22 protein-coding genes are annotated in these 12,233 nt (G+C 66.3%); 4 read left to right on the forward strand and 18 right to left on the reverse strand.

Annotated elements, in window-relative coordinates; all coding sequences use genetic code 11:
• The 17 genes from E3O57_RS11500 to E3O57_RS11575 all read right to left on the reverse strand — a co-directional run.
• On the reverse strand, positions 1-706 hold a 706-nt coding region (locus E3O57_RS11500; RefSeq protein ID WP_134456595.1), incomplete at its 3' end, for a hypothetical protein.
• Positions 706-1,206, reverse strand: coding sequence for a single-stranded DNA-binding protein (locus E3O57_RS11505; protein ID WP_103479958.1), 501 nt, complete (start codon positions 1,204-1,206; stop codon positions 706-708). The genes E3O57_RS11505 and E3O57_RS11500, both read right to left, overlap by 1 nt.
• A 2-nt stretch (positions 1,207-1,208) precedes the next feature.
• Positions 1,209-1,670 carry a hypothetical protein gene (locus E3O57_RS11510; RefSeq protein WP_103479957.1) on the reverse strand — a complete coding sequence of 154 codons (462 nt, stop codon included), beginning with the start codon at positions 1,668-1,670 and terminating at the stop codon, positions 1,209-1,211.
• Positions 1,671-1,674: 4 nt separating this feature from the next.
• Positions 1,675-2,109 carry a hypothetical protein gene (locus tag E3O57_RS11515; RefSeq protein ID WP_103479956.1) on the reverse strand — a complete coding sequence of 145 codons (435 nt, stop codon included), beginning with the start codon at positions 2,107-2,109 and terminating at the stop codon, positions 1,675-1,677.
• Positions 2,106-2,354: a hypothetical protein gene (locus E3O57_RS11520; protein WP_103479955.1), complete on the reverse strand. Its 249-nt coding sequence runs from the start codon at positions 2,352-2,354 to the stop codon at positions 2,106-2,108. The genes E3O57_RS11515 and E3O57_RS11520 overlap by 4 nt, the downstream gene beginning before the upstream one ends.
• Positions 2,354-2,980, reverse strand: coding sequence for a hypothetical protein (locus E3O57_RS11525; RefSeq protein WP_133159841.1), 627 nt, complete (start codon positions 2,978-2,980; stop codon positions 2,354-2,356). Before E3O57_RS11525 ends, E3O57_RS11520 begins: the two co-directional genes overlap by 1 nt.
• Positions 2,981-3,316: 336 nt before the next feature.
• On the reverse strand, positions 3,317-3,631 hold the full coding sequence (locus tag E3O57_RS11530) for a hypothetical protein (RefSeq protein WP_103479953.1): 315 nt from the start codon (positions 3,629-3,631) through the stop codon (positions 3,317-3,319).
• The gene (locus tag E3O57_RS11535; RefSeq protein WP_103479952.1) at positions 3,628-4,020 is read right to left on the reverse strand and encodes a hypothetical protein; all 393 of its coding nucleotides are present in this window, start codon (positions 4,018-4,020) and stop codon (positions 3,628-3,630) included. The genes E3O57_RS11530 and E3O57_RS11535 overlap by 4 nt, the downstream gene beginning before the upstream one ends.
• The gene (locus E3O57_RS11540; protein WP_103479951.1) at positions 4,017-4,469 is read right to left on the reverse strand and encodes a hypothetical protein; all 453 of its coding nucleotides are present in this window, start codon (positions 4,467-4,469) and stop codon (positions 4,017-4,019) included. Before E3O57_RS11540 ends, E3O57_RS11535 begins: the two co-directional genes overlap by 4 nt.
• Complete coding sequence (locus E3O57_RS11545) at positions 4,466-5,188, reverse strand: hypothetical protein (RefSeq protein WP_103479950.1); 723 nt, start codon at positions 5,186-5,188, stop codon at positions 4,466-4,468. The genes E3O57_RS11540 and E3O57_RS11545 overlap by 4 nt, the downstream gene beginning before the upstream one ends.
• Complete coding sequence (locus tag E3O57_RS11550; protein WP_133159840.1) at positions 5,185-6,483, reverse strand: DNA cytosine methyltransferase; 1,299 nt, start codon at positions 6,481-6,483, stop codon at positions 5,185-5,187. Before E3O57_RS11550 ends, E3O57_RS11545 begins: the two co-directional genes overlap by 4 nt.
• Entirely contained in the window at positions 6,480-7,463 is a 984-nt protein-coding gene (locus tag E3O57_RS11555) for a YqaJ viral recombinase family protein (protein ID WP_103479949.1), read from the reverse strand. Before E3O57_RS11555 ends, E3O57_RS11550 begins: the two co-directional genes overlap by 4 nt.
• A complete protein-coding gene (locus tag E3O57_RS18720) occupies positions 7,460-7,609 on the reverse strand; it encodes a hypothetical protein (protein WP_165787996.1) in 150 nt (49 codons plus the stop codon). Before E3O57_RS18720 ends, E3O57_RS11555 begins: the two co-directional genes overlap by 4 nt.
• A complete protein-coding gene (locus E3O57_RS11560) occupies positions 7,606-7,932 on the reverse strand; it encodes a hypothetical protein (protein WP_133159839.1) in 327 nt (108 codons plus the stop codon). Before E3O57_RS11560 ends, E3O57_RS18720 begins: the two co-directional genes overlap by 4 nt.
• The gene (locus E3O57_RS11565) at positions 7,929-8,447 is read right to left on the reverse strand and encodes a hypothetical protein (protein WP_133159838.1); all 519 of its coding nucleotides are present in this window, start codon (positions 8,445-8,447) and stop codon (positions 7,929-7,931) included. The genes E3O57_RS11560 and E3O57_RS11565 overlap by 4 nt, the downstream gene beginning before the upstream one ends.
• Before the next feature lie 85 nt (positions 8,448-8,532).
• Positions 8,533-8,724 carry a helix-turn-helix domain-containing protein gene (locus E3O57_RS11570; protein WP_103479947.1) on the reverse strand — a complete coding sequence of 64 codons (192 nt, stop codon included), beginning with the start codon at positions 8,722-8,724 and terminating at the stop codon, positions 8,533-8,535.
• The gene (locus E3O57_RS11575; RefSeq protein ID WP_133159837.1) at positions 8,721-9,062 is read right to left on the reverse strand and encodes a hypothetical protein; all 342 of its coding nucleotides are present in this window, start codon (positions 9,060-9,062) and stop codon (positions 8,721-8,723) included. Before E3O57_RS11575 ends, E3O57_RS11570 begins: the two co-directional genes overlap by 4 nt.
• A 63-nt stretch (positions 9,063-9,125) precedes the next feature.
• Between E3O57_RS11575 and E3O57_RS11580 the strand changes: the two genes are divergently transcribed.
• From E3O57_RS11580 to E3O57_RS11590, 3 genes are read left to right on the forward strand one after another with little or no spacing between them, the layout of a single operon-like run.
• A complete protein-coding gene (locus tag E3O57_RS11580) occupies positions 9,126-9,626 on the forward strand; it encodes a hypothetical protein (protein ID WP_103479945.1) in 501 nt (166 codons plus the stop codon).
• A 10-nt stretch (positions 9,627-9,636) separates the two neighbouring features.
• The gene (locus E3O57_RS11585; RefSeq protein WP_103479944.1) at positions 9,637-10,014 is read left to right on the forward strand and encodes an ImmA/IrrE family metallo-endopeptidase; all 378 of its coding nucleotides are present in this window, start codon (positions 9,637-9,639) and stop codon (positions 10,012-10,014) included.
• Positions 10,015-10,051: 37 nt separating this feature from the next.
• Complete coding sequence (locus tag E3O57_RS11590) at positions 10,052-11,212, forward strand: site-specific integrase (protein ID WP_165787995.1); 1,161 nt, start codon at positions 10,052-10,054, stop codon at positions 11,210-11,212.
• 275 nt (positions 11,213-11,487) lie between these two features.
• Here E3O57_RS11590 and E3O57_RS11595 read toward each other — a convergent pair whose 3' ends face one another.
• Positions 11,488-11,724, reverse strand: a complete 237-nt coding sequence (locus tag E3O57_RS11595) for a hypothetical protein (RefSeq protein WP_133159836.1) — start codon at positions 11,722-11,724, stop codon at positions 11,488-11,490.
• 64 nt (positions 11,725-11,788) lie between these two features.
• Between E3O57_RS11595 and E3O57_RS11600 the strand changes: the two genes are divergently transcribed.
• Positions 11,789-12,049 carry a helix-turn-helix transcriptional regulator gene (locus E3O57_RS11600; protein ID WP_103479941.1) on the forward strand — a complete coding sequence of 87 codons (261 nt, stop codon included), beginning with the start codon at positions 11,789-11,791 and terminating at the stop codon, positions 12,047-12,049.
• Positions 12,050-12,233: the final 184 nt, after the last annotated feature.

Raw genomic sequence — 12,233 nt, forward strand, 5'->3', positions numbered from 1 at the left:
CGTCGTCGTCGTCGTGCTTCTCCCACCCGCACTTCGCGCAGCGGTACCTGGTCGGCGCGCCCTCGCGCTTCGGCGGGATGACTTTCACCGCGCGGAGCCCGCACGCCACCTCAGGGCACGGCTGCGCAGCCCAGAACGCTGTGTCCTCGACTGGCCACCGCCGCACCGCCCGAAGGATCGTCCATGCGTCCTTGTGCTCCTCCGGCGGCATATCGATCACGTCTGCGCATAGGCCGAGGATCATCGCCTTGTCGTTCGCCAGGACGTCGAGCATCCCCACGATGGCGTCCACCGCGTCGAGCGCGTGACCGTGCGCGGCGTCCGACTGCTCGCCAGGCTCGAGGCCCACGATCCGAACCCCCGACCAGCGCCGCAGGATCCGAATCATGTCGTCGGACGCGTCGATGAGATCCGCCCGCACCGGGGCCGGCGCTGCATCCGACGCCGACCCGCTCACCATCTCCTGGTCGTACACCGCCGCTTTGAGCGGGTCAGCCTGCGAGCGGATCAACGCAATCACGTCTGGCGCCGCCTCGAGCAACGTCAGGAGCCGCTTGCGGCACCGATCGCAGATCAGTGCACCATTCCGCGCCACCGTGGGCACACAGCCCCGGCAGCCGTCCTCGTCAACGTCGCCGAAGTTCGGGCACGCCGCGAAGTGGACACCGCGAACCGTGCAGCCGCGGACGCACACTCGCTCGATCATCAGAACGGGGTCTCGTCGGAGAAGTTGCCCGGAGTCTCCCAGACGTCGGCGCCACCGGTGCCGGCCACCGGGGCAGTCGGTGCCCACGGCTCATCGTTGACCGGCGCGGCCGGAGCCTCGCCACGAGCTGCAGCCGACTCGGCTCGAGTCAGGGACGCCGTGGCGTACCGCAGCGACGGGCCGATCTCGTCAATCTCCAACTCCATGCTGGTGCGCTTTTCGCCCTCCTTCGTCTCGTACGAGCGCTGCTTGAGCCGACCGGATGCGATGACCCTCGAGCCCTTCGTGAGGCTGCCGGCCACGTGCTCCGCGAACTCCCGCCATACCGACGCCCGCAGGAACAGGGCCTCGCCGTCCTTCCACTCGCTCGTCGCCCGGTCGAAGTTCCTCGGCGTTGACGCGATCGTGAAGTTCGCGACCGCCAGGCCGTTCTGCGTGTACCTCAACTCCGGATCACTCGTGAGGTTGCCCACCACAGTGATGACTGTCTCTCCGGCCATGATTACTTGCTCTCAATCTGTAGAAGGGGTTGAACTTTCCCGGTGAGGTAGGCGGCCTCGATGCCGCTCGAAACGGTGTCGTAGACGGTCAGGCCGCCCGGCAGGATGATGTGCGGAAGGAACTCCTGCTCGAACGTGACGATCCCGGAGGCAACGCCCTCGAGCTTCGCCTTGACCATCAGCGCGAGGGCCCGCCACTTCTGCTTCACCGCCTGCTCGTAGGCCGCGGCGGCGGCCGGCGCGGTGCGGGGGCCGCGGGAGTGGTGCGTGAACTCGCGGCTGGCGACGTCGGGCAGGGTGAGGACGAAACGCACCTGGCGCCCCTCGGCGACGAATGCGATCACCGCCCGGTCCCGGCTTGACATGTAGGCGAAGTCATCCGCGCCATACCGGCGTAGCGTCCGCTCGATCTCGTTGCGGCTGCCTTCGGAGGTGACGCCCGTGTTGGCTGCATACTGGGCCATCGGTCTAGCTCTTCTCTGCGGCGCGGGCCGCGTTGATTGTCGTGTCTTTCGGCCGGCCGCGCGTCTGGGCGGGCAGCCTGAGCTGCTGCCGGCGCTGCATCGCCACCGACGTGCTGATCCCGAGCTCCGCCGCTATCTGGCGGTCGTTCAGGCCCTGGCCGTGGAGCTTCGATACGCCTACGAACTCCTCGTCCCGATCGCTCCGCATCTGCGCTCGGGATCGCTTCGGCGCGGTGCGATACCCCCTCGTGTCCCGCCGTGGGCCAACCCTCGGCGCGGGTTCGGGTGCGGGTGGCGGTGTCGGCCGGCTGGTGGCGAGCGCGTGCTGCACGAGCTGCTCCACCAGGACGTGCGCCTGAACGCCTCGGCGGTTCGCGAAAGCCGTCAATGCCCGGTACTCGGCTGCCGGCAAGTCGAGGACGATCGACACCCGGCTCATGGCTCTGCCTTCTCGAACCGTGGCGCCGTGTGCCGGCCGCACTGGCACTTGTGCAGCTCCCGCCGGTGACAGTCGCGGCTCTTGCACTGGTCGCACTCGAGCGATAGGTCCGAGATCCGGAGCACGTTGATGGTCTTGCCGTCGTCCGTGGCCATCGGGATCGATGCCGGGGGAGTGAGGTCGGCCGGAGCGTAGACGGTGACTCGGATAAGGTCCCGGCTCGAATACGTGTAGCTGGTGTCCATCAGTCATCCGCCTCTACGAACGTGGGACGGGTGCTGACTAGCTGCTTGTCCGACCATGCCCGGTGCCTTAGCCGAGCGGTGCCACAGTTCCTGCAGGGGGCGTTGATCCCTTGAGGGTGCGAGCGACAGAACGGCGAAGGTGGCACATCCGGATCGGTTCGCGAGTTCTCCCCCTCGACACTCTCCCGAGCCCACTCGGCATCCCTCCACGCACCCTCTCCCTCCGACCCGCTCTCCCTCTCTCTTCGCTCTCCCTCCCCAGCCGCGAATTGATCCGGAACGTTTCCGGATGGATTCCGGATGGGTGCCGGCGGGATCCGCGACTCGGCTGGATGGTCCACTCGCGGCCACTCGGTCAGCTGGAAGTACGTGCGCGGGCCGACCTGATAGATGTCCAGGTAGCCGGCGTACGCCAGGTCGAGCAGATGCTCGGTGACCACCGCGTTGGTTACCTCCGTGTCCAGCGGCCACAGCGCCGCCTTGATCAGCGCCGGCGTCGTCGACTCGCGGCCGTGGTCGTCGGCGTACAGCCGCAACCCCACCGCCGTCAGCCTCGTTGCCACCGACAGGGCCAACAGATCCTCGTTCCGGAACATCTCCGGCAGGATGTCCCGCTTCCTCTTCATTCCCATAGCGCCTAATTCCCTGCATCATCGTCTTGATCGCCCGGCCCAAACTCGCGGCCGTGACCTTGAAACACTCCGTGAACCCGCGCCCGCCCTTGAGTAGGTGCAGGCTGTCGTTCTCCCGCGTGAACGCCCGCTCGAACCAGCCGTCGAGTTCAGCCAGGGCGCCGCGTTCCCAGAGCGCCGGGGTGTCGCGCAGCAGCACGATCACGACGCCACCGGTTGCACCGAACCCGCGCAGACGCGACATCTTCCACGCCCGCCCGATCTTGAGCACCTGGTGCTCAGGCCAGTACACGGCGTACGTCATCGCGAGATGCGGGGCAGCTGCCGCCTTCATGCGACGTCCTCCAGCTCGCTAGGCTCTTCGCTGGCGCCGACCATCTCGCGCTCGAACCGATCGAACGGAATGCGCGGGTGCTTCGTCCAGTGTTCGATCAGTTCGGGCGAGGCGTACGCCATCGCCCGGACCTCGTTGCCTATGAACAGGCTGTACGGGTCCACGTGCGCGGCCTTGCCCCGACGATTGAGCAGCACGCCGTTGCACTCGGACTCGGCCCGGGCGTACGCGTTCTCACGGACGATCTCGAACTCAGCGCGCAACGCGTGGTACTGCTCGATCGCATTGCGGAAGATCACGCTGCTGCTCATGCGGCTAACCTCGGCGGCGTCGTCAACGCGTTGCCTGCGTCGTCCAGCCACACATCGCAGCCGTACACGGCATGGGCCGAGACGGGCACGAGCAGCGGGTTGTCCTCAGACGCGAGGGCGAGGCCGACCATGCGAGCCGAGACAGGGTTCGCGTGCACCCAGCCGTGGCAGCCAGTGGTGCCCGACCCGCACAGCAGAACGCCGTTCGACACCTCGTCGCCGCCGCGGCGGGACTTGAACTTGCGGTGATGGCGCGAGCCGCCGGACCAGATGACGACGCCGCACCGTGCGCAGCGCTGCCGCTCGCGGGCGTCGATCTTCTTGTTCCGGGCGATCAGGGCCGCGCCCGTCAGGTGGAGCGGCGGGACCGGCTTCGGGCGGGCGGTCATGACTTGTGCTCCGCCCGAAAGTTGGTGTTCAGGGAACGGAGGATGTCGATATCCTCAGACAGCGACTTGCGCACTTCGCGGGCGTACTCGAGGGCGAGCTCGCACGTGTCGACCCACTCGCCGGCGGTGATCACCGACGCGTCAGCCTCCTGCTCCACACGGCGGTCGTCGGCGGTCTTGCCCGCTGCTTTCATCCGGGCGTACCCGCGGGCGACGAGCAGGGTGCGCTTCGCGTCCTTGAGCGCCTTCGAGCGGGTGTTCAGGATGGCGGGCGCGTCGGCCAGGACCCGGCGGGCCAGCAGCAGCGCGCCGGCGGCCTGGACGGGTGACGGGAACATCTCGAGCAGCTCGTCCTCGTTGAGGTCGGCGAGGTTCAGCTGCACCAGCTGCGTCGACGGGTCCTCGTCCACCTCACCCGTCGCGGGGTTCAGCGCGATGTCGTCGTTCATGCTGCCGACCGTTCACGGGAGCGGCGCGCGGCCGCGGCGACTTGGGCGGGCGACGGGGCAGGCTTCGGCGCGACCACGCCGCGAGGCGCCTCGACACCGCCAGCACGGGCGGCATGCTCATCTTCGAAACGGCGGCGGCCAGCTTCCCTGCCGACGATGTCGCCGGTGGCGGCGCGGATCACTTCGCGTCTGGCCTTGAACGCCCGCTCGAGCTGGACCGTGACGGTGCGCGCTTTGCGAGCTTCGGCCCACAGCGCCGCGACCTCGTCGGGCGTCACGGCGGCATCCAGCGCGACATCCCAGTTGCGGTCGACCGGTGCCGCCTTCTCGACGACGGGCGGGGCGATCATCCGCTCGGCGCCCGAGGGCTTCGCCGCGATGAACTCCGGGAACGCCCGAAGGTACGCCATGCGAGCTGCAGCGGCACCGAACAGTGCGTGCGGCGACCGATCCCATGCCTCACGCCATTCGTCCACGGCGGGCAGGCTCTCGTCCCAGCCGATGACGACGCGGATCGGGACCACGAACCCGTCACGGTGCACGGTGGCCGACGCGAGTAGCGGGTGCGGGTGCTCCTCGGTTGCCAGCAAGTACTCCGCCCAGTTCACGCCATCGTTCGAGAACGACTGCTCAAACCCGCGCCACTCGCCGGTCTGCGCCGCCAGTACGCGGTACTCTGCGATCGTCTGCGCGATCTCCTGGATGTCTGTTTCGCTCATGCTGCTACCGCCATTTCTTCGTGGGCGGGAGTGGTTATTGTGGGGGGCTCGATTCCCCAGAGAGCCTGGAGGACGGCTTTGGCGAGCAGGGGCGGCACGGCGTTGCCGATCTGGAGGAACTGCTTTGTCTTCGGCATAGGCTTATGGCCGCCTTTCCCGTCGGACACTTCGGCATCCCAGATGAAGTCGCGGGGGTAGCTCTGGAGCGCCGCAGCTTCCAGCGCCGTCACCTTGACGGTGCCCGCCCGGTCCTGCCGGCTGACGCCGCCCTTGACGAACTCACTGCGCCCAGGGCCTGCCACGCGGTCATCAGCGCCGAGCGTGGTCGCCGGGCGACCCTCCCAGATGTTCCTGTCCGCTTTGCTCGTCATGGTCGCCGAGGGCGCCGAGGCGAGCCTTTCGCCGCGGTTCGCAGGGTCGCCGCCTGTCCCGTAGTTGGAACGCATGAATCGAAAGCCACCCGGCTCGGTCCCGCCGGCGTTCGCTCGCACGGCAAAGGCGGGAGTGTCACCCTCTCGGCCTGGTCTCTCCCCGTGCCGCTCGACCATGCCCGCGCCCATGTGCTTGACGGCGGTGCACGGCTCATCCCAACCCAGGGCGTCGGCCATACTGACCCAAGGCAACACACCCGGATCGATCCGCGCTGCATCGCGGCTGTAGTAGCGGGAGTGAGTCGGCGTCGGGGGCTTCGCTTCGCCGAAGCGCGTGGCGACGAGGATCGCGCGCTTTCGGGTCTGGGGAACGCCGAACTGCTCAGCATTGAGGAGGCCGGTCCAGACCGAATAGCCCATCTCGCGCAGCTCTTCCGCCATCGCCTCCCACACAGGGAGAACCGGAGGCACCTGCTCCAATGCGATATAGCTAGGCCGGAAGCGAGCCGCGTAGTGCAGCGGCGACAGGACGAGGCCGATTCGTTCGTCCCCGAGCAGTGCCGCCTGATCCCGCAGCTCGGCCATTTCCACGTACTGCTTCCGACTGATGATGTCGAGCACCTGGTCGAGCGCCTTCCGCCCCGCCCCGCTGCCGGCGAGCGAGAACGCTTGGCAGGGCGGCGATGCCCAGAGAGTCCAGATCGCCTCTGCCAGGCTGATGCCGTAGGTCAGCATGATGTCGAGGAGACGGTCGGCATCCCACACATCGTTGTAGATCGTTTCCATGCCGTTCGCCGCGCGGGTAGCGATGGCCTCCGGCATGATCTCGACGCCGAACTCTTTCGCACCGAGGGCCTTGATCGCTACGCCGACGCCACTGCCAGCAAACAGGTCAACCACTATGTGGTCGGTGAAATTGCTCATACTGCTGCCGCCTTCGTGTCGGGCGCCTTGAACGCCAGGGTGTTCGAGATCTTCTGCTTGCTGTAGAGCGTCACCGCGACCGCGGCCGCGTCGTCGGCGCGCTTCTTCAGCGCCACCCACGCCTCGTGCGACTCGGGCTCCGCGGCCTTCCACGCGTCCTCGTCCAGCACCGGCTCGGACCTCACGGTGTAGCCGAACCCGCCGCGCGAGCCCGACAGCTTGAGCCCGCCCACCAGGGCGCCGGGCGTCGCGGCGATGTGCGCCCGGATGACCTTCTCCGCGACCTTCTCGTCCTTCGTCGCGATCGACTTGCGCTCCTTCGCGTCGGCCCAAGCGGTGAGCGATTCGTCCAGCTCGTCGGGGATGTCGTCCAGTTCGGGTGCGCCGGCCTCACGCCATGCGAGGAACGCGTCAGCCTGAGCGACCAGGAACGAAATGCGGGCGTCGTCGCGCTCGATCCACACGAAGAATGGGTGCTCGAGCGTCGCGTAGCCGTCCTCGCCGAGGACCTCCCACACGTACAGCCAGCGGTCAGCACCGAGGACGTGCATGTTCCACAGGCACTGGTCGACGTGGTCCGGCGGTGCGTCAGTGCGCGTCCACCCGAAGGCGTGCGACTTCACCTCGACACCGAACGGGGCGCCGTCAGCGCCGAGCCCGTCCGGGGTGCCGCGGTGCAGCGGGTACTCGGGGTGAGCGAACAGGGTGGAGTTCGCGTCGACGCCGTACTGGCCGTCCGCCCACTCGAGCAGCACGGGCTCGCGGTCGTGCCCGCGGCGGGTGTGGCGGTTGCCCCGGAAGGTTGAACCGTTGAGCTTGTCAGTCAGCAGGCTTCGCCACGTCTTGCGGCCGCCGGTCGCGACGCGGTGGATCTCGGACGCGGTGACGCCCTCGGCGCGGAAGCCGTGCCACACCTCCTCGTCGTCGGCCTGGGAAGCCAACGCGATCGCGGTGTGGAGGTTCTTGTTGATGACGCTCATAGTGAGAGTCCCTTCTGAATGAGGAGGCCGAGGGTGGCGAGGATGGCCAGGTAGGCCACGGCGAAGACGATGAGGGCGCCCCAGAACGGGGCGACGGAGTAGTGCACAGCGGGGTAGGTTGCGCGGCGGCGCTTCGGGTGGATCACGCGGCAGCCCGCTCGACGAGCGACCACACCTGAGCGCGGTAATTCGACTTAGTGAGGCGGAACTCCCCATCGACGAGGAAGACGCGGCCGGCCTCGGCAAGTTCGGACCTCGCGGTCCGGAGCCGCTGCGGGGAGAACGGCACGCCGTGCTTAGCCGCGAGGGCCGTCAGCTCGTGGTCGGCTAGGCTGCCGCCGGCCGAGGTCAGCAGCATCAGCACCGCCGTCTGCGACTCGGGCAGGGCCACGGTACGGCCGGCGTCGACGGAAGTGACTGGGTGCGCCGACTGGGTTCGCGGCGATGCGCCGTCGAGAACCATGCTCACGGCTGCACCGTGACGATCGTGAACGATGCGCGGGCCGCGGCGCGGGTGGCGAGATCACCGGACGACAGTGCGTCCATAAGGGAGCTGTCCTGCGGGACGGTGAAGCCGAGCTGTTCAGGAGCGCCCATGCGGACGACGATGGAGCGCGAGACCGCGTGCTTCTCGGATGCCGGGCAAGCATGGCGAGCGGACGAGGAGGCTGCCTCTACTCTGGGGTGACCAGTCGAAGGGGAACCATGACCGTCACCGAGCACCTTGAAGCCGACATCAGAACTGCGCTGGCGGTCTTCGACGCTGTAGATGGAACCACCCAGGCCAAGGTCGACATGCTCGACGCGATCCTGGCGTCCGTCGTAAAGGCGGTCAAGACCTTGGATGAGCGCACCCGATAGCTCAACCTGCTCGCGCAGATTGGTGATGTGGCTCACTTTGGTGGCCGAAGCGAACTCTTCTCGCACGATCCGTCGGACGTCCTGCTCGGTGAGGTGCAGGAGCGGTGCTGTGTTCTGAACCATGGGAAGTGCCCTTTCGATTGGTTCGATTCCGCATCGGCGCACGCCGGCGGATTCCCCTCCGAGTGAGGGGCAAGATGGTGGGGCTTTACGCGGAGACCTGGGCCCGCTGCCAAACGGACAGCTGGTCATCCGGGTACCGGATCATGCGCCCGACCTTGACGAAGGGAGGGCCCTTCTTTGAGGCATTCGGGTTGCGGGGGGCTACGCGCCAGCCCTGCAGCGTCGACACCGCAATCTTGGTGCGCTCGGAGACCTCAGCCTCAGTGAGCCAGATCACGCGGCTACCGCGCCTTCGTACTCGACGAACTCGAATGCTTCGCCGAGACCGAGCCCGTAGGTGTCGTACATGGCAGACATGAATGCGCCTGAAGGCGTGGCGCCAGCGTCGATGCGCCGAAGCGTGCCGCGGTCGATGCCCATCAGTCGGGCCTGGTGCTCCTCGCTGGGGATGCCGCGAGTTTCCCGCAGCCTCGGGAGGAGTCCATCTCTGATCTTGAGCCTGCTGGCCACGGTGGCGCCTTTCTGTTGAACTTCTTCGTCGTTATGAAGCAAGTATTCAACACATTTACCAATTTCGCGACACGGCACGCTGAAAAGATGCAATATTTTCCGCATATCTGTTGATAAATCAATGCAACTCGGCTTGACAGTGTTGCAAAGATGCCTCAAGATGATGGAGTGAACGACACACTGAAGGACCAACTCTTGGCGCTCGTCGGAGAAAAAAGCCTGCGGGCGATGGCGATGAAAGCTGGGATAGAGCCGAGCAAGCTGCACCGCCAACTACTGTCCGGGGTGAAGGTCGAAACCATCGTCCAGATCTGCCGCGCGTACAACGCGCCGATGCTCCCTGCCTTTGTCCTGGCGGGATTCATCACGGAAGACGAAGCGAACACAATCCAGATTGGTGCCGCGCTGGCCAAAGCCACCGAGCGCCAGCTTGTTGAAGAAACGCTGCGCCGGGTTATGAGCGGCAGTGCCACAAGCGAACTCACCGAACCCGTCGCGGCCGACGCGATCGAGTCCGTCATGAGCGAGCAGCGCGCAGAGTCAGACGGTGCGTCTAACGTCACTCATATTCGCCGGCACCCGCGCGAGATGTCCGCCGCTGAGCTCGACGAACTGCCCGGTGCCGCAAGCACCGATCCCGAAGCAAGCACTGACGAAGATTTCGACTAAGGACACACACATGGGGGACTACGACCCGTACGCGCATGCGGCAGCTCTGGGAATCGAAGTGATTCACCGGCCTATTCGCACAGCAAACGGGAGGTGGTTTCCGCAGCACAATACGATCGTCATCCGCGAGGGGCTCCGCGCCGTGATCGACAGGTCCACGCTGGCTCACGAGCTGGGCCACGCCACGCTCGGGCACGTTGCTGACAGCGCCAAGAACGAGACGCAGGCTGACCGCATCGCGGCCGACAACCTCATTCGATACGCAGAGCTGCTCAAGGTGACGCAGTGGACCACGCACCACAACACCATCGCTAAAGAACTCGGCGTGACCGGCCGCATCCTCCGGGTCTACCTCGATGCGCACAACCTCGACGGCTCCGCCGCCTAACCCGAAGGGACACACCGTGGCTCGACCTCCGCTGGTCTTGGAAACGTGGGGCAAGGTCAAGCGCTCGAAGACGGCCGCCGGCACGCACATAGCGAGCGCAAAGTTCCGCGACTCGGACGGCCAGACGCGGCGCATGGCCCGCACTGGCACGTCCCCTAACAACGCCGAACAGAACCTGCTCAAAGCACTGAAAGACAGGCTGGCGCCCACCGACGAGGGGCTCACCTCAACCACCCGGATTTCTGAACTCGCGGAGGCATGGTGGGAAGAGTGGGTGGCGGCCAAGGACAGGCCGATCAATACCGAACGCCGCTACCGCGGCGTGCTCCAGAATCACATCGTCGAGAGCCTAGGCGGCGTCATGCTCCGCGAAGCCACGGTCTCGCGCCTCGACAGGTTCCTCAAGGCCAAGACGATCAGCGTCGGCTACTCGACGGCGAGCATCGCCAAGGTCATCCTCTCCGGAATGTTTGGCATGGCGGCCAGGCACGGCGCGGTTGCGAGTGACCCCGTTGCAGCCACGGCTCCGATCCCGAAGCCAATCAAGTCGGCCAAGGCATGGACGCTGGAAGAGATCGCAGACATCCGTAGCAAGCTCCTCGCGTGGGACGCCGGTCGGGACGCGAGCGGGCGCGCCAGGGTCTCCGACCTCGCCGGCCCCTGTGACTTCATGCTCGGCACAGGCGTGCGACCAGGCGAAGCGCTCGCTGTGCGTTGGCCGGACATCGATTTCGCAGCGACCCCGCCGACGGTTCGTATCCACGCCACGGTCATCCGCTCGGAGACGTTCGGGTTGATGATTCAAGAGCACACCAAGAGCGACAAGGTGCGCGTGCTGAAACTGCCCGCCTTCGTCGTTGCCGGGCTGCTCGAGCGACGTCTGTCCTCGTTCACGGAGACAGTGTTTCCGTCGTCCACCGGCACGGTGCGGAGCCCTGACAACTTCCGACTGCAGTGGCATACCGCGCTCGGGCACACCGCCCTCCTCAGCGAGGTTCCGAAGACGTTCCGTTCATCCGTGGCCACCCACGTCAGCCGCAAGGAAGGCGTGGACGCGGCCAAGGGGCAGATGGGCCACTCGTCCGTGACGATCACCGAGAAGTTCTACATCGAAGCGGAGGACAACGCCGCCGACCTGACCGTCACTCTGGAGGAGCTCAACGTCTACGCGACCGCACCGAAAGAGCAGGCGGCCTAGGCCGCGTCTGTCTCCGCCGCACTCAGCCTAAGAGGGCAGGGTGCGCAGGTGGGCGCCGCCTGCCGGCCACTGGTGAACGCATCCGAAAGCCGCACGTTTAGCTCGCCGGCTACTTTAGCTACGGTGGCCAGCGACAGTGGAGGTCGAAGGTCGAGCCTCAGGAAGTGAGTTAGCGCATCGCTGTCAGCTACGCCTACGCGAACGGCGGCAGCGATCAGCCCGTCCGAACCCCAATTGATAGCGACCATCTTTTCTCCCCGTTCCGTCGACTCGATTCACGTACGCGGATCTTCCAGGAAGGCTTCAACGGCGACGTCAAGTGCCGAAGCGATCGCCTCTAGCTCGTCGACGTCGATGGGCGCATCTCCGTGCAGCTTTGCTTCGAGCTTCACCAGGGGGATGCGGGTCGACCTGGCGAGCCGCTCTCGCGACACGCCTTGCCGGACGGCCTCGGCGTTCACCAAGGCCGCCACTAGAATGCGACGCTGCCGCGGCTCCATGCGGCTAACCATAGTCCAATTGAACTAGTGAAGCCATAGCGACTGAGGGCCGCTGGCGGCGCGATAGTTTCGTGTAATGGGGTCAAGGAGTCGGAACGCCGCGGGGCCGCTGACCCGCGCGATCGCGGACCTGCTGAATGACCGGTTTGACCTAGTGGGCGGGACGCAGAAGGCCCTGGGCGAACGCGCTGGGATCTCTCAGTCGCAGCTGTCGAAGTACCTTCGAGGCGAGCGGTCGATGAACATCGAGGAGCTGGAGTCGCTCTGCGTAGCGCTGGGCCTCGTGTTGGTTGACGTGGTGCGCGAGGGCGTACGCAAGGCCGCCAGCGAGGCATGACGCGGGCCGCCGGTTTGTACTCTATGTGTCTTTTTGAGTCGCAATCCGGGGCAAATGGCGGCAACTCGGTGGGGCACCCAATGGGCCGCAATCCCTTTGAAAGCCTGGCCTTAGGCAATGCTACGCAAAGGCCGGAAACGAGAAGAGCCGAAGCTGAAGTTCTACCATTGAACTACATCCGCGC

The organism is Cryobacterium sp. TMN-39-2 (assembly GCF_004402745.1).
In the GTDB taxonomy this organism is placed as follows: domain Bacteria; phylum Actinomycetota; class Actinomycetes; order Actinomycetales; family Microbacteriaceae; genus Cryobacterium; species Cryobacterium zongtaii.